This is a genomic window from Micromonospora kangleipakensis, from assembly GCF_004217615.1.
Classification (GTDB): Bacteria; Actinomycetota; Actinomycetes; order Mycobacteriales; family Micromonosporaceae; genus Micromonospora; species Micromonospora kangleipakensis.
In genome coordinates this window covers 3,727,693-3,753,747 of record NZ_SHLD01000001.1, presented here as the reverse complement: position 1 = coordinate 3,753,747, position 26,055 = coordinate 3,727,693, and the positions used below count along the sequence as shown (strand labels likewise).

27 protein-coding genes are annotated in these 26,055 nt (G+C 69.2%); 16 read left to right on the top strand and 11 right to left on the bottom strand.

The features are described from left to right. The first annotated feature begins 110 nt into the window (after positions 1 to 110). Together gdhA and EV384_RS18035 are read left to right on the top strand one after the other, a co-directional pair. The gene (gene gdhA / locus EV384_RS18040) at positions 111 to 1,448 is read left to right on the top strand and encodes an NADP-specific glutamate dehydrogenase (RefSeq protein ID WP_130334885.1); all 1,338 of its coding nucleotides are present in this window, start codon (positions 111 to 113) and stop codon (positions 1,446 to 1,448) included. Positions 1,449 to 1,608: 160 nt separating this feature from the next. Continuing rightward, a complete protein-coding gene (locus EV384_RS18035) occupies positions 1,609 to 2,976 on the top strand; it encodes a hypothetical protein (protein ID WP_130334883.1) in 1,368 nt (455 codons plus the stop codon). Positions 2,977 to 3,106: 130 nt separating this feature from the next. Here the strand turns inward: EV384_RS18035 and EV384_RS18030 are convergent, their stop codons facing one another. From EV384_RS18030 to EV384_RS18020, 3 genes are all read right to left on the bottom strand, one after another. Further along, on the bottom strand, positions 3,107 to 3,691 hold the full coding sequence (locus tag EV384_RS18030; RefSeq protein ID WP_130334881.1) for a hypothetical protein: 585 nt from the start codon (positions 3,689 to 3,691) through the stop codon (positions 3,107 to 3,109). Between the two features lie 701 nt (positions 3,692 to 4,392). Continuing rightward, a complete protein-coding gene (locus EV384_RS18025; RefSeq protein WP_130334879.1) occupies positions 4,393 to 4,911 on the bottom strand; it encodes a hypothetical protein in 519 nt (172 codons plus the stop codon). A 272-nt stretch (positions 4,912 to 5,183) separates the two neighbouring features. Further along, on the bottom strand, positions 5,184 to 5,483 hold the full coding sequence (locus EV384_RS18020) for a hypothetical protein (RefSeq protein ID WP_130334877.1): 300 nt from the start codon (positions 5,481 to 5,483) through the stop codon (positions 5,184 to 5,186). A gap of 48 nt (positions 5,484 to 5,531) precedes the next feature. On the opposite strand from EV384_RS18020, the gene EV384_RS18015 reads away from it, so the two are divergent. Both EV384_RS18015 and EV384_RS34890 read left to right on the top strand, forming a co-directional pair. Then, complete coding sequence (locus EV384_RS18015; RefSeq protein WP_242624137.1) at positions 5,532 to 5,771, top strand: hypothetical protein; 240 nt, start codon at positions 5,532 to 5,534, stop codon at positions 5,769 to 5,771. A 110-nt stretch (positions 5,772 to 5,881) separates the two neighbouring features. After that, entirely contained in the window at positions 5,882 to 6,031 is a 150-nt protein-coding gene (locus EV384_RS34890; protein ID WP_165439833.1) for a hypothetical protein, read from the top strand. On the opposite strand, the gene EV384_RS18010 is transcribed toward EV384_RS34890, so the two are convergent. The 3 genes from EV384_RS18010 to sigJ all read right to left on the bottom strand — a co-directional run bounded on the left by EV384_RS18010 (position 5,968) and on the right by sigJ (position 8,227). After that, positions 5,968 to 6,609: a helix-turn-helix domain-containing protein gene (locus EV384_RS18010; protein ID WP_242624494.1), complete on the bottom strand. Its 642-nt coding sequence runs from the start codon at positions 6,607 to 6,609 to the stop codon at positions 5,968 to 5,970. The two genes, EV384_RS34890 and EV384_RS18010, sit on opposite strands and share 64 nt — an antisense overlap. Positions 6,610 to 6,784: 175 nt before the next feature. Continuing rightward, positions 6,785 to 7,228, bottom strand: coding sequence for a sigma-70 family RNA polymerase sigma factor family protein (locus EV384_RS18005; protein ID WP_242624136.1), 444 nt, complete (start codon positions 7,226 to 7,228; stop codon positions 6,785 to 6,787). A 72-nt stretch (positions 7,229 to 7,300) separates the two neighbouring features. Further along, positions 7,301 to 8,227 carry an RNA polymerase sigma factor SigJ gene (gene sigJ, locus EV384_RS18000; RefSeq protein ID WP_242624135.1) on the bottom strand — a complete coding sequence of 309 codons (927 nt, stop codon included), beginning with the start codon at positions 8,225 to 8,227 and terminating at the stop codon, positions 7,301 to 7,303. Between the two features lie 202 nt (positions 8,228 to 8,429). Here sigJ and EV384_RS17995 point away from each other — a divergent pair, with 202 nt between their 5' ends. The 5 genes from EV384_RS17995 (at position 8,430) to EV384_RS17980 (ending at position 12,991) form a co-directional block, all read left to right on the top strand. Further along, positions 8,430 to 9,044 (top strand): TMEM175 family protein, encoded by a 615-nt coding sequence (locus tag EV384_RS17995; RefSeq protein ID WP_130334876.1) that lies wholly within the window; start codon positions 8,430 to 8,432, stop codon positions 9,042 to 9,044. Between the two features lie 513 nt (positions 9,045 to 9,557). Continuing rightward, entirely contained in the window at positions 9,558 to 10,313 is a 756-nt protein-coding gene (locus EV384_RS17990) for an SDR family oxidoreductase (RefSeq protein ID WP_130334874.1), read from the top strand. A gap of 252 nt (positions 10,314 to 10,565) precedes the next feature. Beyond that, complete coding sequence (locus tag EV384_RS35440; protein WP_207232357.1) at positions 10,566 to 10,793, top strand: cupin domain-containing protein; 228 nt, start codon at positions 10,566 to 10,568, stop codon at positions 10,791 to 10,793. A gap of 87 nt (positions 10,794 to 10,880) precedes the next feature. After that, positions 10,881 to 11,177, top strand: a complete 297-nt coding sequence (locus EV384_RS36090) for a hypothetical protein (protein ID WP_242624133.1) — start codon at positions 10,881 to 10,883, stop codon at positions 11,175 to 11,177. Next, entirely contained in the window at positions 11,174 to 12,991 is a 1,818-nt protein-coding gene (locus tag EV384_RS17980) for a ferritin-like domain-containing protein (RefSeq protein ID WP_242624132.1), read from the top strand. The genes EV384_RS36090 and EV384_RS17980 overlap by 4 nt, the downstream gene beginning before the upstream one ends. A 945-nt stretch (positions 12,992 to 13,936) precedes the next feature. Here the strand turns inward: EV384_RS17980 and EV384_RS17975 are convergent. After that, the gene (locus EV384_RS17975; RefSeq protein ID WP_278045607.1) at positions 13,937 to 14,623 is read right to left on the bottom strand and encodes a TMEM175 family protein; all 687 of its coding nucleotides are present in this window, start codon (positions 14,621 to 14,623) and stop codon (positions 13,937 to 13,939) included. A 707-nt stretch (positions 14,624 to 15,330) separates the two neighbouring features. On the opposite strand from EV384_RS17975, the gene EV384_RS17970 reads away from it, so the two are divergent. The 3 genes from EV384_RS17970 (at position 15,331) to EV384_RS17960 (ending at position 19,187) form a co-directional block, all read left to right on the top strand. Next, positions 15,331 to 17,148 (top strand): IS481 family transposase, encoded by a 1,818-nt coding sequence (locus EV384_RS17970; RefSeq protein WP_423202967.1) that lies wholly within the window; start codon positions 15,331 to 15,333, stop codon positions 17,146 to 17,148. A 4-nt stretch (positions 17,149 to 17,152) separates the two neighbouring features. Then, positions 17,153 to 17,632 (top strand): hypothetical protein, encoded by a 480-nt coding sequence (locus EV384_RS17965; protein WP_130334869.1) that lies wholly within the window; start codon positions 17,153 to 17,155, stop codon positions 17,630 to 17,632. A 436-nt stretch (positions 17,633 to 18,068) separates the two neighbouring features. Next, a complete protein-coding gene (locus EV384_RS17960; RefSeq protein ID WP_242624131.1) occupies positions 18,069 to 19,187 on the top strand; it encodes a low temperature requirement protein A in 1,119 nt (372 codons plus the stop codon). A gap of 146 nt (positions 19,188 to 19,333) precedes the next feature. Here EV384_RS17960 and EV384_RS17955 read toward each other — a convergent pair whose 3' ends face one another. After that, positions 19,334 to 19,567 (bottom strand): hypothetical protein, encoded by a 234-nt coding sequence (locus tag EV384_RS17955; protein ID WP_130334865.1) that lies wholly within the window; start codon positions 19,565 to 19,567, stop codon positions 19,334 to 19,336. Positions 19,568 to 19,855: 288 nt separating this feature from the next. Between EV384_RS17955 and EV384_RS17950 the strand changes: the two genes are divergently transcribed. Next, positions 19,856 to 20,338, top strand: a complete 483-nt coding sequence (locus EV384_RS17950; protein WP_130334863.1) for a cupin domain-containing protein — start codon at positions 19,856 to 19,858, stop codon at positions 20,336 to 20,338. A 326-nt stretch (positions 20,339 to 20,664) separates the two neighbouring features. On the opposite strand, the gene EV384_RS17940 is transcribed toward EV384_RS17950, so the two are convergent. After that, positions 20,665 to 21,744, bottom strand: a complete 1,080-nt coding sequence (locus EV384_RS17940; RefSeq protein WP_130334861.1) for an IS110 family RNA-guided transposase — start codon at positions 21,742 to 21,744, stop codon at positions 20,665 to 20,667. Between the two features lie 230 nt (positions 21,745 to 21,974). Here EV384_RS17940 and EV384_RS17935 point away from each other — a divergent pair, with 230 nt between their 5' ends. Next, the gene (locus EV384_RS17935) at positions 21,975 to 23,105 is read left to right on the top strand and encodes an IS110 family RNA-guided transposase (protein ID WP_242624130.1); all 1,131 of its coding nucleotides are present in this window, start codon (positions 21,975 to 21,977) and stop codon (positions 23,103 to 23,105) included. Positions 23,106 to 23,329: 224 nt separating this feature from the next. Further along, the gene (locus EV384_RS17930) at positions 23,330 to 23,587 is read left to right on the top strand and encodes a hypothetical protein (RefSeq protein WP_130334859.1); all 258 of its coding nucleotides are present in this window, start codon (positions 23,330 to 23,332) and stop codon (positions 23,585 to 23,587) included. Positions 23,588 to 23,599: 12 nt separating this feature from the next. Here EV384_RS17930 and EV384_RS17925 read toward each other — a convergent pair whose 3' ends face one another. Beyond that, positions 23,600 to 23,815: a hypothetical protein gene (locus EV384_RS17925; protein WP_130334857.1), complete on the bottom strand. Its 216-nt coding sequence runs from the start codon at positions 23,813 to 23,815 to the stop codon at positions 23,600 to 23,602. Between the two features lie 202 nt (positions 23,816 to 24,017). On the opposite strand from EV384_RS17925, the gene EV384_RS17920 reads away from it, so the two are divergent. Continuing rightward, positions 24,018 to 24,200: a tyrosine-type recombinase/integrase gene (locus EV384_RS17920; protein WP_278045678.1), complete on the top strand. Its 183-nt coding sequence runs from the start codon at positions 24,018 to 24,020 to the stop codon at positions 24,198 to 24,200. 356 nt (positions 24,201 to 24,556) lie between these two features. Here EV384_RS17920 and EV384_RS17915 read toward each other — a convergent pair whose 3' ends face one another. Beyond that, positions 24,557 to 26,002: a serine/threonine-protein kinase gene (locus EV384_RS17915; protein ID WP_130334853.1), complete on the bottom strand. Its 1,446-nt coding sequence runs from the start codon at positions 26,000 to 26,002 to the stop codon at positions 24,557 to 24,559. Between the last annotated feature and the right edge of the window lie 53 nt (positions 26,003 to 26,055).

Below are 26,055 nucleotides of genomic sequence, written 5' to 3'. Positions count from 1 at the left end.
CCGACCAGTGAACCGGACAGCGGTGACGATCCGTATCCGGGGACGTCGGCGGGATGCCGATCCGGGGGTGGCGACGCGGCCGCCGCCGGGACTGAAGGGACGTGTCGGTGATGCCGGAGGTCGTCGAGACGGTGTTCGCCAGTGTGGTCAACCGGAACCCGGGTGAGCCCGAGTTCCACCAGGCGGTACGGGAGGTGCTGGAGAGCATCGGGCCGGCCCTGGCCCGTCACCCCGAGTACGCGCACGCGCGGATCATCGAGCGGATCTGCGAGCCGGAGCGGCAGATCATCTTCCGGGTGCCGTGGGAGGACGACCACGGCCGGGTCCGGGTGAACCGGGGTTTCCGGGTGGAGTTCAACAGCGCGCTCGGCCCGTTCAAGGGCGGGCTGCGCTTCCACCCGTCGGTCTACCTGGGCATCGTCAAGTTCCTCGGCTTCGAGCAGATCTTCAAGAACGCGCTGACCGGGCTGCCGATCGGCGGCGGCAAGGGCGGCGCGGACTTCGACCCGAAGGGCCGCTCGGACCGGGAGGTGATGCGCTTCTGCCAGAGCTTCATGACCGAGCTGTACCGGCACATCGGTGCGCAGACCGACGTGCCGGCCGGTGACATCGGGGTCGGCGGCCGGGAGATCGGCTACCTGTTCGGGCAGTACAAGCGGATCACCAACCGGTACGAGTCGGGGGTGCTGACCGGCAAGGGCCTGTCGTACGGGGGCGCGCAGGTGCGCCGGGAGGCCACCGGGTACGGGACGGTCTTCTTCGCCGACGAGATGCTGCGGCAGACCGGGGACAGCCTGGAGGGCAAGCGGGCGGTGGTCTCCGGTTCGGGCAACGTGGCGATCTACGCGATCGAGAAGGTGCACCAGCTCGGCGGGACGGTGGTGGCCTGCTCGGACTCCGACGGCTACGTGCTGGATGAGAAGGGCATCGACCTGGAGCTGCTGCGGGAGTTGAAGGAGGAGCGGCGGGCCCGGCTCGACGACTACGTACGGCACGTGCCGCACGCGGTGGCGGTCTCCGGTCGTAGCGTCTGGGAGGTGCCCTGCGACCTGGCGCTGCCGTGCGCCACGCAGAACGAGATCGGCGGCGCGGAGGCCGCGGCGCTGGTGGCCGGCGGCTGCCTCGCGGTGGTGGAGGGCGCCAACATGCCGACCACGCCGGAGGCGGTGCGCATCCTCGGGCGGGCGGGGGTGCGGTTCGCCCCCGGCAAGGCGGCCAACGCCGGTGGGGTCGCGGTGAGCGCCCTGGAGATGCAGCAGAACGCCAGCCGCGACTCGTGGACGTTCGCCCAGTCGGAGCAGCGGCTCCGGGAGACGATGCGGGACATCCACGCCCGGTGCTGGGCCACCGCCGAGGAGTACGGCCTGCCCGGCGACTACGTGGCCGGGGCGAACATCAACGGGTTCCGCCGGGTGGCGGAGGCGATGCTGGCCCACGGGCTGGTCTGACCGAACACTGTGGGCGGACCGGACGGAGCTGGCTGACCGTTCGGTCAGGAGGTGATTGACAGCGATCGACGGGCGGGCCTAGTTTCAGGGCGCTACCGGCCGGTAGGCACCGTCCCGCCTGGTCGCCCCCGGTGGGCGGCACCGTCCCCGGGGAGCAACGATGCTGACCTCAACCACCCGCCTGGTCCGCCGGCTGCTCGCCGCCGGCGCGGCCCTGACCCTCACGGTCGGGCTCGCCGGCGCGACACCGGCCGCCGCCGCCGACAGCGACGACGGCAGCCAGCCGCTGCCCGGCTACACCATCAGCAACCCGCCACTGGACCCGCTGGTCGTGCGCGGCGTGGCCACCACCGTCCGTCAGGGCGTGCACGAACACGCCGGCTACATCATCGAGGTACCCGCCGACTGGAACGGCGACCTGGTGATGTGGACGCACGGCTACCGCGGCCAGACCACCGTGCTCTCCCCGGAGGCCCCGGCGTTCGGCCTGCGTCAGCGGATGCTGGAGCAGGGGTACGCCTGGGCGTCGTCGTCGTACTACAGCAACGGCTTCGACATCCGCTCCGGCGTGCTGAGCACCCGCGACCTCGCCGACCTGTTCGGCCGTACCGTCGAACGGCCGAAGCGGGTGCTGATGGCCGGGGTGTCGATGGGCGGCTACATCATCGGTCGGTCGCTGGAGCAGTATCCCGGCTTCTACGACGGCGCGCTGCCGATGTGCGGGGTGCTCGGCGACCACCAGCTGCTCGACTTCTTCCTGGACTACAACCTCGTCGCGCAGGCGCTCGCCGGGGTGCGGGCGTACCCGACGCCGACGGACTACCTCACCAACGCGGTGCCGCGCATCCAGGTGACTCTCGGCCTCGCCGGGCTCAAGCCGGGCGGGCCGGACACCACCAACGAGCTGGGCAAGCAGCTCCGGAACATCACCATCGACCGCTCCGGCGGGGACCGGCCCGGCGCCGAGGCCTCCTTCGCGGTCTGGAAGGACTTCCTCTTCGCGATCAGCACCACCAACGGCGGGGAGTCCCCCGCGCAGCGGCCCGGCCAGCTCGCCACCAACCTGCTCACCCGGTACACCCCGAACAGTCCGGTGGACGTCAACGCCACCGTGCAGCGGGTCGCCCCGGACAACCTGTGGCAGCGCCTCTCCCCCACGCTTACCGAGGTGCCCCGGATCAGCGGCCGGCCGACCGCGCCGGTGGTCAGCCTGCACGACCTCGGCGACCTCTTCGTGCCCTTCGCCATGGAGCAGGCGTACGCCCGGGACGTGGCGTGGCACGGACGCAGCCGGCTGGTGGTGCAGCGGGCGATCCGGGCCTCCCAGCACTGCGAGTTCAGCCCGGCCGAGGCCGGCAACGCCTGGGACGACCTCACCTCTTGGGTACGCACCGGCGACCGTCCCGACGGCGACGCGGTGACCGATCCTCAGGCGGTGGCGGCGCCGGACTTCGGCTGCCGGTTCAGCGACCGGGCCGCGTACGCCGCGGCCGCCGGCACCCGGCGTCTGTACGCGCCCTGCCCCTGAGTAATTGGTTGCTGTTGGGGGCTGGGGGCGACCGTCCCCGGCTCCGGGCGATCAGGCTTGGGATGTGGATATGCCGCTGGCCGGCACCCCGTGTCTTGGGGTGCCGGCCAGCGGCGTATTGCTCTACAGGTCAGCTGTTCCAGTGCTGGGCGACGATGTGGGCGGCCTGCTTCTCCCACTGGGCGTAGGCGTCCGGGTAGGCCGACACCTGCACCGTCTGGGCGGCCTCGGTCAGCGGCATGTCCTGCCACCCGTCGACCTGCTTCAGACCCTTCTCGAACGCCAGGGTCGCGTACTCGGGGTCGGTGATCTGCTCCGGCGTACCCCAACCACTCGACGGGCGCTGCTGGAACAGGCCCAGCGAGTCGTGGTCGTTGCGGTCACCCAGGTGGCCCAGGTTCTCCAGCTTCGACTCCTGCAGCGACGTGGCGATCGAGATGACCGCGGCCCGCTCCGGCAGGCCGGCCTTCTTCGTCGCGGCGATGATCGCCTTCGCGTTGGCGGTCTGCTCGTCGTTCAGGGTGATCTTCGACTGCGCGCCCTGCACACCGTGCGGGATCAGCTTGCCGCTGTCCGGCTTGTCGGCCTGCACGGCGGCCGGGGTCATCGCGCTGGTCGGGGTGGCGTCGTGGTGGTTCAGCGGACCGGCGGCCAGACCACCGGCGAACGCCAGACCAGCAATACCGAGCACGCTCTTACGCAGCATCGTGTTCATGACGAAAGCTCCTTGGGGGGTTGGCGCACACCCGGTGGGGGCCGGGAGAGCGCAAGCACCGTCAGGCGCTCAAAAGCAAAAAGGGGAAAGTCTCTGCCCGGTCCGACCGCGGGGCGGGGGCCTCTTCGCGGCGCCGGGACCATGTGCAACGACCGCCGGCCCGCCATCATTCCGGGGCCTCGGCCCGGTCGAGCGGGCCAGGTACTCGGTCGTACGCCAGATGTAACGACCCCCGCCTGGCCATCATTCCGGCCCGAGGATGCCAGCGGTCACCCCAGAAACGGACATCCGATCCCAGATCACCCGCTGCCCGGTCGGGGCGAAACGGACAACCGGCACCACATCCCCGATGTGGCGGTATCCGCGCCTGCCGGACACCGCCGCATCGGAGGCATGGAGTCGATCACGCCCCAGCCAGCACGCAGCGGGCGCGAGCCGGCAGGGCACCAAACGCCGGCGACCCGCCCCAAACCCGGCCAGGGGTCAACGCCAGCAGGGGGTGCCCCGTACCCCCAGGAAAGAACCGGCGCCGACGCGCGGACCGCGCCCACGACGGGGGTGTGGCCCGGCCGAGACCGGGTCGCTGGCGCTGGCCGGCGGCCCGGGGCACGGCGCCGGTGGCCGGCCACACATCGCGATGCTCGCCGTAGGCGGGGCCGGGGCGCGGGTGGTCCTGCACCGGCAAGCCTGCTTCCTCCCAGCTAGTCACCCGCCAACGCGCCGCCTTGCCTCTTGCTAGGCAAACGTGGGTCAGCCAGCGGTACGACACGGTCAGCTTCGACATCAAAGCCGAGCACCGGATGGTGGTAGTCGCCCTCGGGAGCCATCAAGACCGGCTTGCGGAGCCTGCGCCCGATCGCTGCAAAGAACCCGCACACTATGTCCAGCCGCTCCTGACCTTGCAGCTCCCGCAGGTCGATGTCAAAGTCGATCTCAGCGGCCGAGTATGGCCAGAAGTTCACCAGGACGCCAGGGACCGGCCATACCCGCACGATCGGCAGCTCAGCGTCAGCCGGTCTCGCCAACACGTCGGCTGCTGGAGGAAGCGGTACGACGGCGTCGCCCACTGAATACTCCCACCTCCAGCCCTTCGTCTCGACCAGGTCGAACACCGCCTGCCAATCCTCCAGCGAAGCATCTTCGACACGAACGTCCGGCAATGAACCCATCAGGTCCGGGTCGAAGAAATTCTTGACTTCTTCCCATACAAGGTCAGGCACCCCGTCATGCTCGCCGAACAGCGGAGATGACGACAGCCCGTTATCTTTCCCGGCACGCTGCCTCTCGCGGCTGCACCCCGACGACCCCTCGCTTGTAAGTTCTGGGCGGCTTGTCGGCAGAGTCCACCTCCGACTGCCCTCGCTCGGTCCGGCTCTCCGGAAGCACGTGATCGTGCGCCTTCGTCCATCGTCGTTGCTACAGCCGCTGCTACACCCGGCATCCATCTTCCGAGTGGTTGCTCTCGGCCTTGATATCGACAGCGGTGCTCGCGTCAGATCGTTTCGTCGGTCACCTCGATGTCATTCTTCTCGGCCCAGGCCACGATCGGGCCACGCAAGCCGTGGCTTGCCCAGTAGGGCCTGCGTATCCGGCCGTCGCGCGACAGCTGGCCCATCTCCGGCACGCCGAACGCCTGCCCGAGCTCGTCGAGCAGCAGCGCCGCGGCTTCGATGAGCTGGGGACCCGGCTGCGCCAGGTCGTCAGCCCGCGTCCGGTACTGCTCTCCTGTGCGGGAGTCAGGGAGGCCGTGACTGCGGGTGTGCCCGATGGTGGTCGGTCGCTCGGGCGACACCGGGTAGAGCTGCGCCCGGACTAGCGCCGCACCTCCGGTTCGTCCGTCATGGTGGTCGGCTACGCGCTGGAGGCCGACACCAGCGCATGCCTCTGGGACTCCGGCGCCCCGTACTTCCGCGAGAACACGAACGGCACCCAGACGCTGGTCTCAGTCGAATCCGACGGGCCGCCGTGCCCGCACTCCCAGCAGGAGACGACGGCGCGGGTGGACCGGATCGCGGACTGGATCCAGCAGACCAGCGGTGCCACGATCATTGAAGCAGGGCGGCCCGGCAAGACTCGATGATCCGGCGCTGACCGCGATGATGTACCGGCGCTTGTGCTTCGCCAGCACCCTCGCCACACCCATACCAGCAACACCAACGCCAACGCCCTGCTCCTCGCCCTGACACGACCGTGCCCACCGCACCCTTCGGCATCCGCGAAAACGTCACCATCACCGGCACCAGCTACGCCATCGCGCTGGCCCTGCAGATCCTCGGCTACGCTCTCGCGCTGGCCGTAGTCCCCGCCATCAGCCGCACCCTCAGCCGCACCGACCGATAACCCCACCGCTCTGAAGCACCTACGCCCCAATGCCTGCAGAATCGCCCGCAACTGGCTGGCCCGCTCCTGCTCATCGTCGGCGATCCTGCAGGGTTGACGTCCAGCGCCCGCAACAGCCGCTTCAACGCCTCACCAACCGGCGTCGGAACCGGATCCGTACCCCGAAGGTCCAGGTAGAACTGCCCGTCGGGAAACACCTCCCGCAACTGCTCGGCCGCGCTGACCGCGAACGCCGTCTTCCCCAAACCCGGCTGGCCGTGCACCACCGCCACCAGCGTCGGTCCACCGACAGACGCCGCCAGTGCGTGGCGGCGGAGCAACTCCAACTCCCGCGCCCGACCAACAAAGTCACTGATCCCCCGCGGCAGCTCACCCACCCGAGGCCGCCCGACCCGACTCTCCGACCGGCCCGAACGCGCCAACTCGACCAGACCAGCACGATCGCCATCACTGAGCTTCAGCGCGTCGGCCAACGCCGCCAACGTCCGCTCCTGCGGCGCGCGACTGTGCCCCCGCTCCATGTCACTGATCGCCCGGCCACTCACCCCGGACGCCTCGGACAGATCCTCAATAGTCATCCCCGCCGACTGCCGGAACTCCCGCAACCGCAGACCCAACGAAGAACCGGCCACCACACCTCCCAAGCGTTTTCGGATCATCCCGGCAAGATCTCCCTCGCCGCCCACGGTGACCAGCGCACCGTCATCACCGACAACAGCGCCGGCCTGTTCGCCGCCCCCTCGGGCGACGCCGTCATCGATGCCAACCGCGTAGTTTGGCCGGGTTGAGCACCGTCCAGAGCACGGTGACCTTTGTGCCGGCCGTCTGGACGGCGACTACCGCGATGGCCTGGCCGCCGCGGCGCAGCACCAGCCCAGCACGGCCATTGACGGCCTCGATGGTCACTTCGGTGCCCGGTTGCCCGCCCAGCAGGGCCGCGACCAGCTGGGCAACGTCCTGCGCGCCCTGAATGGAACCCACCCCGGTGGGCACCAGCCCGCCGCTGTCGCACACGGCGATGGCATCACCGTCCAGAGCGGCCCGGAGCGCGGCGATGTCTCCAAGCTGGCAGGCCTCGGCGAACCTGCGCACGACATCGTCGTGCCGGTAGAGCAGGCACGAACCGGACAGGTAGCTGCGCGGGTGGCCCCACCGATCCGGCCAGCACCTCGGGAAGAAATGGCTGATACGTCGCACGCATGCGGTCCTCTGCTCTCTCGCAGTCGCCAGCTATGACCGGATAGCACGCTGTTCTGTGACGTCGCCGCGTCAGGCCAGGGCGGACACCGCCGTGTTCTTCTCGGGGTTCATCATCCACAGCACCTGATCGATCCCCTCGGTCGAGGCGCTGACCGCGAGCACGTACACCTTGCCGTCGTCGCGCCGCAGCACGGCGGAAATCTGGCCGTTCATGTTCGCCCACTGCACGTCGAGGCCGTCCCAGGCGGCGGAGAAAGCGCTCAGGAACTTCGCCACGCGTGCCACCCCCACCACCGGCCGCCGGGCGGCGCCCTTTGCGCCGTTGCTGTCGGACAGGCTGGTCACGTCCCTCGCGAAGAGCCGCTCCAACGCGGTCATGTCGCCGGAGCGGGCGGCCGCGATGAAGGTGGTCAGCAGCTGCCGCTGCGCGGCCGCGCTCGCCGGCGTGCGCCTCTCCTTCGTCATGTGTTTGCGCGCCCGGCTGATCAGCTGGCGCACCGCGGGTTCGGTGGACTGCAGGATGTCGGCGATCTGCGCATACGGGTAGTCGAAGGCCTCCCGCAGGACATATGCGGCGCGTTCGTTCGGCGTGAGCTTCTCCATCAGGAGCAGGGCCGCGAACTCCAGGGCCTCACCGCGCTCGGCGCCCAGGTACGGGTCCGCGCTCGTGTCGACGGGTTCGGGCAGCCACGGTCCGATGTACGTCTCGCGCCGCACCCGCGCCGACTGGAGTGCGTTGATGGCCAGCCGGGTCGTCGTCGTCGCCAGGAACGCGGCCGGGTTGACCACCGCGCCGCGGTCACACGTCTGCCACCGCAGCCACACCTCCTGCACCAGATCCTCGGCCTCGGTGGCGCTGCTGAGCATGCGATACGCGATCCCGAACAGGCGTGGCCGCAGGCTCGTGAAGTCCGCCGCGGCCTCCTCGAGATCATCCGCGCCAACCGGCTCGTGGTTCCCACCGCAATCCACCATCGCTCGCCCCCGTCTGATCACGTCGCGGCTGCTACCAGGCCAATCGTTGGCCGACCACGCCGCAATCGCCAACGGACCCTGGAAGTGACGTTGGCGACCACGCGTCCCTGTCACAGAGTCCGCGGCCGCGCTGTCTCGGCTGGTGGAGACACCGAAATTAGTACGGCGCTCATGGGGGCGCTCGAGGCGAGATTCAGGGTATCGGAGGGAGAAGGGTGGCGCGGTGAGGTCAAATCGACTGGAGGCATTCAGTGATGGGGTGCTTGCCATCATCATCACGGTCATGGTGCTGGAGCTGAGAGCGCCCGAAGGTCACGATCTCTCCGACCTCGTCCACACGACCGGCGTCGGGCTGCTGACCTATCTCCTCAGCTTTGTCTATATCGGCATCTACTGGAACGGCCACCACCACATGTTCCACCTGGTTCGACGGGTCAGTGGCGGTGTGCTGTGGGCGAACCTGGCGCTGCTGTTCTGCCTGTCGCTGGTCCCGTTCACGACAGCCTGGGTGTCCGAATCGAGGTTCGCGCAGACCCCGGTCGTCATCTACGGTCTGAACCTACTCGGCGCGGCCGTCGCTTACCTCGTGCTCCAGTGGGTGATCATCCGGCAGCAGGGACCGGAGTCGCCGCTGCGCCAGGCCGTCGGCACTGACCGCAAGGGCAAGATCTCCGTAGTGTTCGACCTCGTCGGGGTCCTCAGCGCCCTGACGATCGACCGGAGCGGTCACGTCGGAGTTTGGATTGCCATGGCGTGCTTCGTCGGCATCGTGATCATGTGGGTCGTTCCCGACCGCCGCATCGCCCGGCTGGTCCACCAGTACGCGACTCCGGACTGAGGGCGCGAGGTCGACCTCGCCGCTCGTTGCATCCTCTCGCGGCCGACGGACCCCGCACCACGAGTGCGGCATGCTGGTGCCGGTACGGCTAAGACCTGATCAAGACGTTGCTCCCTCAGCTGTCCTCGCTGCTCATTGACGAGGTGGTTGATCAGGGACCGGTCGTGCCGGTCCGTGCCCGGACGCTTGCGGCGGCCGTTGCGTGCTCGCAGTGCGGGCAGCCGGCCCAACGCGTGCACGCCCGTCACCACGGTGCGGCTCGTCGATCACACGGGCGCTCATCCGAGGCCGGATCCGCCATCCGGTACTTGCTGGCGGCAAGGTAGTGCTCCTGTCGCTCCATGCTCCTGCAGCTGAAAAGGCAGGACAGCGCTCCCGCCGGTGACACCTGGGCGCCGGGGGGGCCAGCGACTTCGGGGGCATTTCAGCGGAGGTGTCACAGGCCGGGGAGGTTCCCGGTCTTAACTGGTGACCGGATGGCAACCGATGCCCCGGCCAACAGGAAGGCTTGTCATGAAGATCGTGGTAATCGGCGGCACTGGCCTGATTGGGTCGAAGGTCGTGGCGCAGCTCGGCGAGCTCGGCCACGAGGCGGTGCCGGCGTCACCGAATACCGGCGTCAACACCCTCACCGGCGAGGGCCTGGCCGAGGCATTCGCCGGCGCGTCCGTGGTGATCGACGTGTCGAACTCCCCCTCGTGGGAGGACACCGCGGTGATGGAGTTCTTCCAGACGTCCACCCGCAATCAGCTTGCGGCGGAGGGGACGGCCGGTGTGGGCCACCATGTGGCGCTGTCGATCGTGGGGACCGAGCGGCTGACCGAAAACGGCTACTTCCGGGCGAAGCTCGCGCAGGAGAAGCTGATCGAGGACTCGTCGATCCCGTTCTCGATCGTGCACGCGACGCAGTTCTTCGAGTTCGTCCCGGCCATCGCCGACAGCACCGCGGACGGTGGCACGGTCCGGATGCCACCGGTGCTGTTCCAGCCCATCGCCGGCGACGACGTGGCCCAGGCAGTGGTCCGGGCTGCGGTGGGGTCGCCGTTGAACGGGCGGGTCGAGGTCGCCGGGCCCGAGCGGCTCCGGATGGACGAGTTCTTCCGGAACGCCCTGGCTGCGCTGGGTGACGCGCGTGAGGTGGTCACCGACCCGCACACGCGCTACTACGGATCCGAGTTGGCGGAGCAGAGTCTGGTGCCGGTCGGTGAAGCGGTGCTCGGAGAGATCAAGTACGCCGACTGGCTGGGCCGCACCAGGTCCGGCAAGTAGCGCACCAGTCCCCGCCCCACACCCATCAGCAACGGATGTACGTCCCATGCCCGGCAACGATCCGACCAGCACCGAGCCGAAGCGCAGATCGACCGCGTGGCAGATGGCGCTCACCATGCTGCAGGAGGCCGAGCCGCCCTTCATCCCGACGGGAGCGCATGCGATGACCGTCGTCATCGAGTACCCGCCCGGCGACCCCGGAACGCCGCCGCACCGCCACTCCGGCCCCGCGTTCGGTTGCTGGAAGGCGAGATGCTGCTGGAGGTCGAAGGCCAGCCAGAGAGGGTCGTGCGCGCCGGCGAGGCGTTCTGGGAGCCGGGTGGCGATGTCATCCACTACCAGGACGGCAACAACCGCGACCACATCCCGCTGCGATTCACTGTCACGATGCTGTGCGAACCCGGCAAGCCGATGCTCACGCTGGTGGGCGACGAAGAGCTCGCCCAGCGCAAGGACCGCCGTGCCCCTCGCCCGTCCTGACCACGCCGACCGCACTCCAGCCGACAACGGGCGAGCCGACAACGGGCATGCCAGGCCGACATCCATCGAAATCACGCAGGAGGAACGATGAGCGCTCCGACTGGAGACAACGACTCATTGCACGAGCTCGAGGCCGAGGTCAAGGCGGAACTGGCCATGGCCGAGTCGAGCCACCCCGAAGAGGCCATCAAGCTACCGGTCACCGAGTGGCTGTTCGATCCGGCCGACGCCCAGCGCGACGACGTCGGCCTCCGCAGCCTTCTTGGCGCGGTCGAGACGCTGGCGACCCCGATTCGGGCACCCCACGGACGGACGTGCCTGAGACCCCGAACGACGCCGACTCGGCGAATCCACCTCTCCAACAGTCGAAACGAGAGCCTGTGAATCACCCACAACAGCAAGGGACCGCCGCTGCTCCCGCGACGTCGGCACGGATCACAACGCTCGACGGTCTTCGCGAGCACCTTCAGTGGGCGATCGAGTTGGAACACGCGACCTTGCCGCCGTACCTGTGCGCACTGTATTCGCTCGACCCGGAGCGGAATCCGGAAGCTGTTGAGGTGGTGGGCAGTGTCTTCGCGGAGGAGATGCTTCACATGGCGTTGGTCGCGAATCTGCTCAACGCGGTCGGGGGGCGGCCGCGGCTGGATACGCCGGGGATGCTGCCGCCGCATCCTCGGCGGCTGCCCCACGGCGACCGCTCGCTGGAACTGTCGCTGCTCCCGTTCGGCGCGGAAGCACTCGACATGTTCCTGCGGATCGAACAACCGGCACCGCCCGGCGCCCCAGCGGAAGGCGATGACTACGAGACGATCGGGCAGTTCTACGCCGCGATCGAGGAAGGCCTTCGCCAGCTGTGCGACCGGCTCGGCGAGCGGGAGGTCTTCTCCGGCGATCCCGCTCGCCAGCTGACCGCGGTCCACTTCCGGCACACCGGCGGGCGACTGATCGCGGTCGACGATCTGGCCTCGGCACTGGCCGCGCTGGAGGAAATCGTCGAGCAGGGCGAGGGCACGGCTCGCGGCGAAGTCTGGGACGGCGACCAGGACATCTTCCATCCCGATCGGGAGGAGGTCGCGCACTTCTACCGGTTCCAGGAGCTCAAGGTCGGCCGACGATACCGGCGCGGTGACACCCCGCAGTCCGGGCCCACCGGCGAGGCGATCTCCGTGGACCTCGCCGGCGTCCAGCCGATGAGGCGTAACCCGCGCCTCGCCGATCACGCGCCAGGAAGCGCGATTCGCACGGCTCAGGAAGAGTTCAACCACACCTACTGCGCCATGCTGAATTTGCTCGATCAGGCGTTCAACGGCAGCCCGAGGCTGCTCGCGGTCGCCATCGGCACCATGTACACGCTCAAGGCACAAGCCCAGGCCCTGATGCAGATGCCCGACGAAGAAGGCACCACCGCCGGCCCCACCTTCGAATACGTGCCACCCGAACTGCGCCGGTGGCACATCGATGACCGGCAGCGGATCGTCGTACTCCCCGACGGCCCGTACGTCGTGTCCGGCGGCGTCCCGCTCAGACGCAAACGCAAGATCGTCTCGGCGGAGAACAACGCGCTGACCTGGAAAACCGGTGACACCCTGACGACCGAGGACACCTACGCGTTGTGTCGCTGCGGCCACTCGAGCGCCAAGCCGTTCTGCGACGGGACTCACGCTCGGATCGGATTCGACGGTACGGAAACCGCCGACGTCCGACCTTACGAGGAACTACAGCATGTCCACGACGGCGTGGGCATCTCGGCCCAACGGGTCGGCGAATTGTGCATCCACGCCGCCTTCTGCATCGGACGCACCAGGCCGATCGCCGCAATGCTCGCCGACACCGACGACAGCGACGTCCGCTCCAACATCATGGGCCGAATCGACCACTGCCCCTCCGGGTCGTACAGCTATGCCCTCCAACGCGGCGGCGATTCCATCGAGCCCGACCTTCCGCAGGCCGTCTCGGTCCTTGAGGAGGAGAACGGACTGGCCAGCGCGCTGTGGGTCACCGGCGCAGTGCCGGTCCTCCGCGCAGACGGCCAGCCACTGCAGACCCGCAACAGGATGACGCTCTGCCGCTGCGGCCACTCCTCGAACAAGCCACTGTGCGACGGAACCCACCGAAAGATCGGCTTCCATGAGGAAATGCCGGCCGACGGCGGAGACCGACCACCGAATAACGACGAAGGACAGAAGACAGCATGATGAGGCACGTCCTGGAGCCGGCGGCACAGGAGATCGCGGACGCGACCTCCAAGCCCCCTTCCTGTACGACGTAGGGCCCGACGACACCCGGAAGGTGTCCCCCCAGCCGCTGCGTTTCACCTTCTATGGGCGAGTCTCGATCGAGGATCAGCAGGGCCCGGACGCCTGCCGTGGAAGCGTCGCCAGAGGCCTCCCGGCTGCTCGCCGCGCTACGCGACCCACACGCCGCGGCTTCGACGCCAGGCGCTCAGGAATGGGCAGATCGGCGCCACCGTCCGGCCCTTGGCCTGGGCGTCGTCCATCACTCCGCCGGCCTGGTGATGGCCTGGCCCTGGTCCTCGTCGACCTGCCCGGGGCCGGCACCCCGCCCGCTCTGACCCGCGGTTGTGAGCTCACCCGGACGCGGACCATGTTCTGCCTATCTTCTTCATGGTTCTCGCCCGCCACCGCTGGTTGCATATGGGTACAAGCTGATTCCGCCCTAAGAAACGGGAGGGACAGGAAGGTAACGGACAGTGGAGGCGGTGTCATGGCCAGGTTGACCATTGGTACACGCGGCGGTCGTTAAGCAGTCCAGCGACGGGTGCGGCAGCGTCGACGCAGACGGCTTACCAGGTGATTCACACCGGTAAAGTCCAAGATCGAACCGCCAAATCGCCCGAGTCAAGGGTTCTAGCAGCGGCTTGCACGCCACGACATCGAGCTACAGCAATCAAAGAAGACTTCCCGCAAGCCTGAGACCTGCGGAAACTTCCACACTGTCGGGACGGCCGGATTTGAACCGACGACCCCTTGACCCCCAGAGATCGGCAATGCGGTCTCGTTCGGCTCGCACCACTGGTCGATGGTCTGATGGTGCTCACCGTGGTTCCGCTTGGTGCCGTCGGTTGCTGTACTTCGCTGCTGTACTGCTTGGCCCTGCCTGCTGGAAGCGCATAGGTCAACTCAGGCGGGCGGCGGCGGCCGGTGTGCGATCCGGCGGGCGAAGGGCGCCGCGTACAGGCCAGCACTGGTGATCGCGTAGAACACGGGCAGCACCACGAAGAACCCCATGCCGACGAGCGGTGCGATCAGATAGCCGGCAACTCCGGCCACGGCGTACAGGATGACACCAACCATTGCCCGCAGCCGCTCGGCGGGATAGAACCGCTCGTCAACCTCGTCCTTGACCAGGTCGGGGCGCCGGGCCAGGTACTGGAACAACGCCAGCCAGCTCAGACACATCAACGCGCCGATCACCGCGTAGAAGGCGATGGCCACACGCTGGTCCGGCAAGGTGAGCATCAGGAACGCGTGCGAGACGACCGCGGTCGGGAACGGCATCAGCGCCGTGGTGAACAGGACGAACAGGTTTGCCCAGTGCAGGTCTCGATCGGTCTTGCGGATACGGTGAAACGTCGCCTTGTGGTTGAGCCAGACGACGGCCACGTACGAGAACGACGCGAAATACGCCGCGTACCTCGGCCACTGGTCCAGCAGCGCGGGCAGCAGATGGCCGGGCCCGACCTCCGGAACCCGCAGTACGGGGTCCAGCACCAGCAGAGTCATGATGATGGCCAGAACTGCGTCGCTGAAAGCGACGGTGCGGCTGAGGTCCGACCGAGTGTCGGGGTCCTCGGATGGCCTGGTCACCGCCCGGAGTTACCCCCGGACACCCGCCCTAACCGCCGGCTTCCGAATCGGTTCAAGAGTGCAGATGATCAGACATCGGCTCATACCACTCAATCACTCGGTGAAGCCCACCAGATGCCGGTCACGTTGCCGTGGGGCACCCCTGACGGTGAGCCCCGAACCGTGGCGGTTTACCTGACTACCGCCCAGGGCGACCCGGTCAGCCGTCCCGAAGGAGTCATCCCGGCCGCCTGGGCTCTGCCATGCCGGCACGGTGCCGGGGTGTCAAGCACGCCCCACCGCTTGACACCCCGGGGCCGGGCCGGCATCCCATTGGGCAGGCGGGTGGGATGGCTCCGCCCCGCAACCACCACGCTCCCCGAGGATCGGTCGGGTTGTCGATCATCCTGGTTGTCTGCCCGTCCGGCGAGGACACACGTTCTTGCGGCCAAACTCGGAAGCCCCGGTCTACCTGAGATGTCAGGCGGCCCGGGGCTTCGTCGTATGTCGCGCCGCCGGCGGGCTGCAACCGACGCGCTGGCGGCCGAAGGCCAGAGGCGCGGCGGCGGGCCATCGGCCCGGCCCAGGTTCGGCGGCGCGAGCGGCCCGCGACGCGGGCCGCGCTTGAAGACGTACAGAAACTTTGAACAACTTCGCCGGCAGCCGGGTGTCCGACTCCGGATGATGCGTGACACCGTGGCTTCACTTGATGGGTGACACTCCGCCGAGTGTTGGTGGAGTTGAGCGTGACTGAGCAGCGTTACCGCGCAGTACTGGAAGTCGAAGCCAGCCTGCCAGTGACCGAGGTCGCCGAACGGTTCGGCGTCTCGCGTCAGGCGGTGCACCGCTGGTTGGGCTGGTATCGCGACCAAGGCTTGGAGGGCCTGGCGGAGCGGTCGCACCGACCGCATGGGCATCCCGCCCAGACCCCGGCGGAGGTGGAGGCGGTGATCTGCGAACTGCGCCGCAACCATCCCCGGTGGGGGCAACGGCGACTGCACTACGAGCTGGGCCGCCGCGGTTGCCCCGGACCGGTCCCGTCGCTGAGCACCATCTACCGGGTGCTGGTCCGACACGGCCTGATTGATCCCACACCTCGCCGACGCCGGAGGGAGGACTACCGGCGCTGGCAGCGTGAGCGGCCGATGGAGCTGTGGCAGATGGACATCGTCGGCGGCATCCAGCTCGCCGATGGCGGTGAGGCGAAGGTCGTCACCGGCGTCGACGACCACTCCCGGTTCTGCGTCATCGTCGCTGTCGTCCGCCGGGCCACCGGCCGGGCGGTGTGTCTCGCTTTCGCCGAGGCATTGCAGCGGTTCGGGGTGCCCGAGGAGGTGCTGACCGACAACGGCAAGCAGTTCACCGCCCGGTTCGGCCGCGGTGGTGGTGAGGTGATGTTCGACCGGATCTGCCGGGAGAACGGCATCACCCACCGGCTGACCAAGCCCCGCTCACCAACCACCACTGGCAAGGTCGAGCGGTTCCACCAGACCCTGCAACGGGAACTCCTCGACGAGGTCGAGGTCTGGGCCAACCCGGAAGAGGCCCAGGCCGCCATCGACGGGTTCCGGCACGAATACAACACCAGCCGGCCGCATCAGTCTCTGGACATGGCGTTCCCGGTGGACCGGTTCACTGCCCGGCCGCCCGATGAGCAGCTGCCGCTGCGACTGCCCCCGTCGCTCACCGGCACCATCCCCGCGCCCCGTCAGCCACGACCGGAAAGACTGCCGGACCGGCCGGTGGCTGTTTCAGCGCCGCCGGCGGTTCCTGACGTCGGCGGCGAACCGCTCGAGCTGGCCGTCGAGGTCACCCGCGTGGTTCCCGTCTCCGGCAACCTCGCCGTCTGCGGGCAGCAGTTCTGGCTCGGCCCCGCCCATGCCGGGCGCACCATCACCCTCTGGGCCGATAACACCATCATCCACCTGCTGCTGGACGGCGCCCGTCTCAAGACCGTCCCGTCCCGGCTCACCCTCGACCACCTGCGGCAGCTTCTGGCTGACGGCGGCAAGCTTGCCGGACCGTCGCCCATCGCCGCCGGCCCGGCCAAGCCCGGCGGGGCGATCGAGGTCGACCGGCTCGTCACCGCCAACGGCCTCATCGCCCTCGCCGGGCGGCAGCACCCGGTCGGCTACCACCTCGCCGGCCGCCGGATCATCGCCCGCCTCGACCACGGCGTCCTGCACATCCTCGACGCCGACCGGACGCTGCTGCGCAGCCTGCCCAACCCACTCACCCGCACCGATCTGGCCCGCCTCCGCGACGCCCGCCCCGCCGGACCACCACCGGCCCCGACCCGCGACACCCAACGCGTCGACCGGCGGGTCAGCAGCCGCGGCAGCATCGTCATCGCCGGTCAACGCATCCACCCCGGTATCGCCCACGCCGGCCGCACCGTCACCGTCGAAGCCGCCGACACCACCTTCCGCGTCTACGACGGCGACCAGCTCCTCACCGAGGTCGCCCGCACCACCACCAAGCCCATCGCCCGCTTCAAAGCCCGCAAACCTCAGCACCCCCGGCCCCAGAACGGGCAGGCACAATGACCGGATGCCTGCCGACGACGCCCAGCTCTGGCAGCTGCTGCGCTCCCTCGACGACCCCGACCACCTCGAGTTCCCCGCGAACTACAACCACCGCCGAGCCAGGGCACGGTTCAACCAACTGGCCGAACGACTCGACCGCGACTTCGGCGGCCAATGTCTCGTCGACCGAGAGGTGCAAGACGCCAGCTTTCACGGCCGCATCGACATCCCCGCCGCAGCCACAGCCACCGGTGAGCAGCTCGTGATCGTCATCAGCAACTTCGGCGACCTGGCCGTCCTGGCCCTCGAAAACCCCGGCGTCTGGGACGACGAGGAAGCCGCACAGGTGCTGCACCCCAACGACACCACCCGAATCCGCACGGCCCTCGACGACCTCGGCTACACCCTCATCCCCGAAGGCCCCCTCTGGAAGCGCTACGACGGCCCCGGCGGCACCTTGGCCCCCGACGACCCATGGTGGACCCGCTACTTCGACTACCTTTGATCCAAACCGAGAAGACCCTTCCTGAAGATCGTCTAGCCGGACGTGTCACCCAACATCTGACACCGATCCGTCACGCATCAACTGGAGCCCGACATCGCCGGCAGCCGGGTGTCCGGTCTCGGGACCTGCGTGACACATCGGTATCAGGACCTGAGTGACACTCCGCCACCGTGGCACTGGCCGGACGCCTGGCCGAGGTCGATGAGCTGATCAGAACCGGCAGCGACGGCTGGAAGGACCTGATCCCCCGCTACCGTCGCCCGCCCCGGGCGAGGCCGTTCAACCTCAGGCCGCAGCAGCACATCCAACATCCACCAGCGCTGCGGGGTGGTACGACTGTTTCAGAGGCTGACAGAAGCGGCGGAAACGGGGCGAATATATGACGAGTGGCGCCGCCCGGCTGGTGCGGGGACCGGGGGGGCACCGGGCGACGTTCTTGGACCTGTTCCTCGACCTGGTGTTCGTCTTCGCGCTCTTCCGGCTCTCGCAAGGGCTGCTGGAGCATCTGAACTGGAGCGGGGCCTTCCAGACGCTGCTGCTGCTGCTCGCCATGTGGCGGGTCTGGACCGCGACGGCGGTGATAAGCGACAGGTTCGACTCGCGGCGGCCGGCGATACCGGTGCTGGTCATCGGATGCATGTTCGGCAGTATGGTGCTGGCGGCCGCGACGCCCAAGGCGTTCGGCGAACATGGCCTGCTCTTCGCCGGCGCGTACGTCGCCGTCCAGATCGGTCGCAGCCTCTTCCTCGTGATCGTGACGCGGGGCGACAAGCGGCAGCGTCTCGAGATACGGGAGCTGTTCTGGTACGGCGTGTCGGCGGTGCCGTGGCTCGCGGGCGGCGTCGTGCAGGGTTGGCCGCGTGGGGTGCTATGGGCACTCGCCGTGGCTGTGGACTATGCGGCGATCAGATTCCGCTGGCCCACGCCGAGGCTGGGCCGCGCCAGTGCGGTCGACTTATCGGTCTCTGGCGAGTACCTGGCCGAGCGGTATCGGCAGTTCTTCATCATCGCGCTCGGCGAGCTGATCCTGACGACGGGGCTGGCGTTCACCAGCGACGGCTTCGAGGCGGACCGCAGCGCGGCGGCCGCGGTGGCATTCACGACCACGGTGCTGCTGTGGCGGATCTACATCCACCGTGCCGGAGAGGTGCTGGACGAGGCCGTCGCCGCAGCCCCTGATCCGTCCCGCGTTGCCGTGTCAGCGTTCTACGCCCACCCGGTCATGATCGCCGGCATCGTCGCGATCTCCGTCGGCGACGAGCTCATCATCGACCACCCGCTCGAACACACACCCCCAGCATGGGCCGCCGTCATCCTCGGCGGACCCGCACTGTTCCTCGCCGGACGCGCCATCCTCGAGTACGAGGTGTTCGGCCGAGTGTCCCGAAACCGCGTAGCCGGGATCCTCGTACTCGCCGCCATCTCCCCGGCAACGATCCTCCTGCCGCCCGTGCTGGTCGCCGCCGCCGCTGCCCTCGTCCTAGCCGCAGTCGCCGTATCCGACGCAGCCCGTGCCAGAGGACGCCCACCCGAGCCTCCCTCACCACCTGGTTAGCCGGAAGTGTCACCCACGTCCCGAGACTGTTCTGTCACGGACGTCCTGAGACTCGACATCGCCGGCAGCCGGGCGGTGTCCCGTCACGGGAGATGCTTGACACCGGCGTCCCACCAGATGCTTGACATGATCAATGTGCGGCTTCTTCATCGCGTGATGGTTGCGGACATCGCGGGCTGGGGAGGCCGGGATTGGCACTGGTGGAGTTGTCGATCGTGGAGCAGCGGTATCAGGCGGTCCTTGCCGTGCATCCCGTACGCCACCCGCACCTCGGCCAGGCGCACGCCGCCGATGTAGCGCAGCTGCGCGCCGACCCGCCGCGCGGTGGCGACCTCGAACACCACCGTCGCCGACGGCTGGGCGCCGGGCAGCCCGGTCACGCCATCCAGCCTGCCGGCTCGCGGGGGTGCTCGCGGGGGCCGCCGCCGTGTTCAGGTAGAAGAGCGCTGAGCCATTCGCCCTGCCCGATCTGCGCCCGCGGCGCCATGCCGGTCCGGCACGATCGCGGCAGGGGGCCGGATGAGCGTGGTGCGCTGCGTGGGTGGCTCGGCCCGGCCGGGGTGAGCCTCGGCCGGGCCGCGCCGGTGCTGCGTCGGACCACGAGCGTGGTTCGCACATGCCCCACCAGCGCGTTGTCGCGCATCCACAGTACGGAAGGGATGGTTCGCATGTCGTACCCCAAGCAGGTGTACACGGGAGATACCGGCGAGATCAACGCGAATTTCCGGCCGGTGGACACTCCCCCGAATGTCGGCACAGCCGGTAAGGACGCCGTTCACTACCTGGCGACCACAACCACCACGCGAGGCGAATACGGACTCTTCCGAGTCGAGATGAGCGCGAAGGCGGGTGGCCCCAAGACTCATTTCCACAAGACCATCTCGGAGTCTTTCTTCATCCTCAACGGTACTGTTCGTCTTTTCAACGGCGAACAGTGGATCGACGCGCAGCAGGGCGACTTCCTCCATGTGCCGCAGGGCGGACTGCATGCCTTCCGCAACGACTCCGACGCGCCGGCTGACATGCTTCTGCTCTTCACTCCCGGAGCACCGCGTGAAGGGTATTTTGAGGGGCTTTCGCAGCTGGCCGATGCCACGGACGAAGAGCGCGCCAGGTTCTTCGACAAGCACGACTCGTACTTCGTGGAGTAACCGGCAGCTACTTCCCTGAGGTTACGCGTCACCGGCGAGACCGGCCGCGCCGGCGGCGGCGGCGACGGCGGCGACGGCGTGCCGCAGCCGCGTCACCGCGACCTCGTTGATCGACTCCGACAGTAGAGTCCCGGCGCCCCGGGCATCGTCCGGATCCCCCCCCCCCCCCCCCCCCCCCCCCCCCCCCCCGGCCCCGATGTGGCCACGCCAGCAAGCCGGAGAACCCGTGCCGCAACCTCAAAGCCAGCCAACCCGCAAGGTCGCCCTCAATGTCTAGGCCAAACGACAAGCATCAGCTGGGACGGATCCGATGCTCCTATGGATCGTCAAGTGGTCATGAGGGCTTGGTTGATGCTCGGAAGTCGGCGGATGATGTAGTGGACCTGCCGGGCGATGAGGCGTTTGAGGCATCGCATGATCTCTTTGGTGGACAGGCCCTGGTGTCGGCGCCGGGCGGCGTAGGCGCGGGTCGGTTCGTGCCAGCGCAGGCGGGATAGGGCGATGGTGTGTAGCGCGCAGTTGGCCCACCGGTCGCCGCCGCGGTTGAGTCGGTGCCGATCGGTGCGTCCGGAGCTCGCCGGGATCGGTGCGGCGCCGCACAGGTGAGCAAACGCCGCCTCGGAGCGCAGCCGTTCGGGGTTGTCGCCGGCGGTGGTCAGCAGTTGCCCGGCGGTTTCGACGCCGACTCCCGGCAGATCGAGCAGGTCGGGCGCGGCGGCGGTGACCAGGGCGGCGAGGTCGGCGTCGAGTTCGGCGATCTCGGCGGACAGCTGTTGGTGCCGGCGAGCCAGGCGACGCAGGGCGGCCTTGAGGGCCTGCCGCGGGTCGGCGAGGTCGACGGTGGGCCGCAACCGGGCGCACGCACCCACCAACGCGGCCGTGGCGAGGCCGCGGAGCTGTTCGCGCAACTCGGCGGGGCCGGTCAGCAGCAGGGCGCGGAGCTGGTTGATCTCCTGGGTGCGGGCCTTGACCGCGCCGCGCCGGGTCACCCGCAGGGTGCGGATCGCCTCGATGCGACCGGTGCGGCTCTTGGGCGTGCCGGCCGCCCGACCCGACAGCGCAGCCCATGCGGCGGCGTAGGCGTCGACCGGGTCGGACTTGCCCTTCGACCGGCGAACCTTGCGATCGGGCCGGTCGACCTCCACCACCGTGACGCCCGCCTGCGCAAGCATCCGCGCCAACGCCGCGCCGTAGGCGCCGGTGCCCTCGACCCCGACGCGGTCGAGGCGGCCGAAGCTGCGCAGCCACGCCAACAGCCGGCGGTAGCCGGCCGGAGTCGTCGGAAACTCGTGGTCCGCCAAGTGCCGGCCGACCTCATCCACGACGGCCGCGTGGTGGGTGTCGCCGTGGGTGTCCACGCCACCGACCACCGTAGGGTGCTGTGCCCTGCCCTCTCGTTCGGTCATGCTTGTTGTGCCGTCCTTCCGCTCGCACCGGGGGCGGCACGCGCCGGTCGGGCGGGCGGACAAGACAGTGACGGGGCCTCTCGCACAGGCTCCTGACTTGTCTACTGGGGGCAGGCGCTTGGGTCTGCAGCCCGTAGCGTCAGGGCGCCGGTCGGCGCAGGTTCGCAGGCTCCTTGCCACCTAATTGGGTTGGCTCACTGATAGCGTGCCGAGCCGGCCGGCGCCCGGCCGTGGCGTGGCTCGACAGAGGCATGCGATCGATCTTCAAGTCAGGGTGCCCACCACGGCGATCCTCCATCACCCCATTGCCGTGGAGAGCAGCCCTCGTGATCACGATCGGAATCGATCCGCACAAGTCCTCACTGACCGCCGTCGCCGTCGACGCCACCGGCCAACAGTTGGCCGCCCGACGCTTCACCGTCAACGCCGGCACCTTCGGCCAGCTGACCCGATGGGCGGACCGGTGGCCGCAGCGCCGCTACGCCGTCGAAGGCGCCAACGGCCTCGGCCGTGGCATCGCCCAACAACTGGCCGCCGCCGGCGAGACCGTTCTCGACGTGCCCGCCACCCTCGCCGCCCGAGCCCGTCTGCTGGACACCGGCGGCAGCCGCAAGACCGACACCGCCGACGCGTCCAGCGTCGCCCACGTCGCCCTGCGCCACCGCAGTCTGCGCCAGGTCACGGCCGAAGACCAGAGCACCATCCTGCGACTGCTAGCCGAACGCCGCGACGACCTGGCCCACGAACGCACTCGAATCCTCAACCGCCTCCACGGCATGCTGCGCGACCTCATCCCCGGCGGCGCCCCCACCGGGCTGTCCGCGGACAAGGCCGCCGCCCTGCTCCGGGCAACCCGGCCGACCACCGCCACCGCCGCGTGCCGCCGCGACATCGCCCGCGACCTCCTGGCTGACCTCCGCCGCCTCGACCGCCAGCTCAGAGCCAACGAGGTGTCGCAGCAAGATGCGGTCGCTGCGACCGGCAGCACACTGTCCGAGGTCCACGGCATCGCGGTCGTGTTGTCCGCGAAGATCCTCGGCCACGTCGGTGACGTCAGCCGCTTCCCGACCGCCGATCACTTCGCCAGCTACACCGGCACGTCACCGCTGGACGCCTCCAGCGGCAACCGCAACCGGCACCGTCTCAACACCGGAGGCAACCGCCAACTCAACTCCGCGCTGCACACCATCGCGGTCTGCCAAGCCCGCGACCCCGGCCCCGGACGCGCCTACTACCTGCGCAAAATCAGCGAGGGCAAGACCCCTGCCGAAGCCCGCCGCGCCCTGAAACGACGCCTGGCGAACGTCATCTACCGCCACATCCTGAGAGATCAAAAACGTCGGCCGGCCATGACGACTTGACACACAGAGGCGCTATAAGGTCACGACGCCCGATCGGCCGCGTGCACAGACAACGACACCAAGCAGGCCGACAGATCGGATCCAGGACAGCCGAAGCGTCGGTCAAGCATCGAGTCAGGCCCCACTCGGTGCCGCCGAAAATATCCTCACTGTCAAGCGTCAGGTGGGACTAGACACGCCGGCAGCCGGGCGGTTCGTACGTACGTTCGATTAGGCTGCGGCTGGTGGAGGTACGTGGTCGCTGGTGGAACGGGTCGTGGGGCCGCATGGCCCGGCGCGACATCTGGTTGCTGACGGACGGCGGACTCTGGCGCGTCCGTGGCCGTCTAGGTGGCGACGGAGGGCAGGAAGTCTTGCACGACTTCTCGGACGAAGCATCGGCCCGTTCGGTGGTCGACCGGATGATGAAGACCTCGGCCGGCACCTGGCGGGATCTCACGGAGGCGGTCCGGCAGGAGGCGAATCGCCGGCAGGCTCACTAGTCGATGGCCGAGCTACTGCGCGGGCGGCTCGCCGTACCGCCTGATGTGTTCGGCCCAGTCACGGGCGACCGCTTTTGCCTGGGCACGACGCATCGGTGGAGTGCGGTGCATTTGAATGTTGCCCTCAGGGTCGTCGGGCACATAAGCGATCACTGGCCACCTGTTCGTTATGGCGCGCCACGGCCACACCACCAGTGTCGCGAGCAGCGCGCTCACCACGTTCAGCATGTCGAAGAGCTCACGGTCTCGTGGGCCGAGCGGCTCGTAGTGGTACCAGGGCGCCCGCCACGGCGCGCGCGGGACTGGCCGCCATGCGAGGCGCTGCCGGCCTACCCGCCACGGGATCCATTCGCCCGTCGGTGATCGCGTGAACACCAACACGCGGTCATGGTGACACCGACGTACAACCTCGTGAAGCTGATGGCGACCGATTCGGCTACACGACCTGCGGCACACCATGGTGACGCTGCTCTTGGACCTGGGAGTGCCGCCGCACCTGGTGCAGGCTATTGCTCGGCACGCCCACGTGGATGTCACCTTGAAGATCTACGCCCATACGAACCTCGACGCGATGCGGGCGGCGGTGAAGCGTCTTGATGATCAGTTGGGTTGAGGTTTCCCCACTGCTACATGCGCTGCTACAACTAGCCAGGGGAATTGATCATGTGATCGGCTCCCCTGCTGGTCAGGGGTGGTGGGCGCGGCAGGTTTCGAACCTGCGACCCCTCGCTTGTAAGAACTGCGCGCCTCGGCTGCCTGCGTCCTAGCCCATCGCCTGGCTCGGCCAACCGTCCGGGTAACGCCGGCGCCCTCCCCCGCGTCCCGGACGCCCTGCGCGCCCCGGCCCGGCTGAACCGGGTGGTACCGCTGGCCGGGCTGGCGGCGCAGCCGTGCGTCGGGGCGTACGCGCAGGTGCTGCGGCCCGGCCCGGTCCGGCGCGACGACCCGGTACGGCTCGGCTGAGCCGGCTCAGCCCTCGTCGCCGCGGCCACCCCGCAGCTGCGCGTACGCGGTCAGCAACTCCTGCAGCCGGGCGGCGGTGTCGGTGCCGATCCGCTCGTCGTCGGCCGCCTCGGCGACGCGTTCGCGCAGCTCGGCGACCCGCTTGGCGCGGTCCTTGGGCCTGCCCCGGTCCAGCTCGGCGGCCTTCTCCCGCAGGTCGTCGGCGGTCTTCGGGTCGATGTCGCCCCGGGCCTCCGCGTCGGCGAGCACGGCGGCGAACGTGGTCGCGAGCTGACGCAGAGTGACCGGCGCCGGCGCGGTGGTGGTGGCCGGCTCGGAGGTCGCCGGCTCAGCCGGGCCGGACGACTCCGCCAGCTCCTCGACCGGCGCCCCGGTGGTCCGGTCGGCGACCGGCGGGGTCCCCGACCCATCGGTGAACACGAGCATGCCGACCAGCCCGAGCAGCAGCGCGACACCGGCGGCGACCAGCACGCCGAGCAGCCGGTTCGACCGGGCCGGCGGCCGTTGCGGCACCGCCGGTGGCACCGGGCGGACGGCGGCCGGCGTCCGCTCGATCAGGGTCGGCGGGTGCTCCGGCCGGGTCACCGTGGGCAGGATCGCGGTCGGCGGGTCGGTCGGCTGGCCGGCGCCGAGCCGGGTGGCGAGCTGGGCGGCGGTGGGCCGGCGGCCCGGGTCCGGGGAGAGGCAGGCCAGGGTGAGTTCGGCGATGTCGGCGGGCAGCCCGGGGACGCGCAGCGGCGGCACCGGGGGGCGCCGGGCCTGCACGTCGAGCACGTCCTCCCAGGTCTGCACGGGCAGCGGAGCCCGCCCGGTGAGGGTGCGGTAGAGCAGCGCGCCGAGGGCGTAGACGTCGCTGGCCGGGTTGGCCGGGCCCGGCGTCATCCGCTCGGGGGCGAAGTAGGCCGGGGTGCCCATCATCAGCTCGCCGGTCTGGCCGGCGAGCGGGTGGCGCGGGCCGGCCAGCGTTGCGATGCCGAAGTCGAGCACCTTGGCGCCGGTCTCGGTGAGCATCACGTTGCCGGGCTTGACATCCCGGTGCACCACGCCGATCCGGTGCGCGGCCGCGAGGGCGGCGGCGACCTGACCGGCCACCCGGACGGCCTCCGGCCAGGCCAGCGGGCCACCGGTCAGCCGGTCGGCCAGGTTGTGCCCCTCCACCAGCTCCATCACCAGGTACGGCACAACCGACCCGTCGGGCAGGGTCGCCTCGCCGTAGTCGTACACCTGGGTGACGTTCGGGTGGGTGAGCCGGGCCGCGGCCCGGGCCTCGCGCTGGATGGTGGCGCGCAGCTGCGGGTCGGCGGCGAGCTGCGTCGCGAGGGCCTTGACCGCGACGGAGCGGTGCAGCACCTCGTCATCGGCGCGCCACACCTCGGACATCCCGCCGAGGCCGATGCGCTCGCGCAGGACGTACCGATCGTGCAGCCGCAGCGTGGGCGTGAACGGCGACATGGTGCCCCAGTCTGCCTGCCGATCGCCGCCGCCCCCAACCCGGTGCCCGGTTC

What these genes read in the sequence shown, in the direction of transcription:
- gdhA (WP_130334885.1), top strand. Translation starts at nt 111, where the DNA reads ATGCCGGAGGTCGTCGAGACGGTGTTCGCCAGTGTGGTCAACCGGAAC.
- EV384_RS18035 (WP_130334883.1), top strand. Translation starts at nt 1,609, where the DNA reads ATGCTGACCTCAACCACCCGCCTGGTCCGCCGGCTGCTCGCCGCCGGC.
- EV384_RS18030 (WP_130334881.1), bottom strand. Translation starts at nt 3,691, where the DNA reads ATGAACACGATGCTGCGTAAGAGCGTGCTCGGTATTGCTGGTCTGGCG.
- EV384_RS18015 (WP_242624137.1), top strand. Translation starts at nt 5,532, where the DNA reads ATGGTGGTCGGCTACGCGCTGGAGGCCGACACCAGCGCATGCCTCTGG.
- EV384_RS18010 (WP_242624494.1), bottom strand. Translation starts at nt 6,609, where the DNA reads ATGACTATTGAGGATCTGTCCGAGGCGTCCGGGGTGAGTGGCCGGGCG.
- EV384_RS17990 (WP_130334874.1), top strand. Translation starts at nt 9,558, where the DNA reads ATGAAGATCGTGGTAATCGGCGGCACTGGCCTGATTGGGTCGAAGGTC.
- EV384_RS35440 (WP_207232357.1), top strand. Translation starts at nt 10,566, where the DNA reads ATGCTGCTGGAGGTCGAAGGCCAGCCAGAGAGGGTCGTGCGCGCCGGC.
- EV384_RS36090 (WP_242624133.1), top strand. Translation starts at nt 10,881, where the DNA reads ATGAGCGCTCCGACTGGAGACAACGACTCATTGCACGAGCTCGAGGCC.
- EV384_RS17965 (WP_130334869.1), top strand. Translation starts at nt 17,153, where the DNA reads ATGCCTGCCGACGACGCCCAGCTCTGGCAGCTGCTGCGCTCCCTCGAC.
- EV384_RS17950 (WP_130334863.1), top strand. Translation starts at nt 19,856, where the DNA reads ATGTCGTACCCCAAGCAGGTGTACACGGGAGATACCGGCGAGATCAAC.
- EV384_RS17940 (WP_130334861.1), bottom strand. Translation starts at nt 21,744, where the DNA reads ATGACCGAACGAGAGGGCAGGGCACAGCACCCTACGGTGGTCGGTGGC.
- EV384_RS17925 (WP_130334857.1), bottom strand. Translation starts at nt 23,815, where the DNA reads ATGCTGAACGTGGTGAGCGCGCTGCTCGCGACACTGGTGGTGTGGCCG.
- EV384_RS17915 (WP_130334853.1), bottom strand. Translation starts at nt 26,002, where the DNA reads ATGTCGCCGTTCACGCCCACGCTGCGGCTGCACGATCGGTACGTCCTG.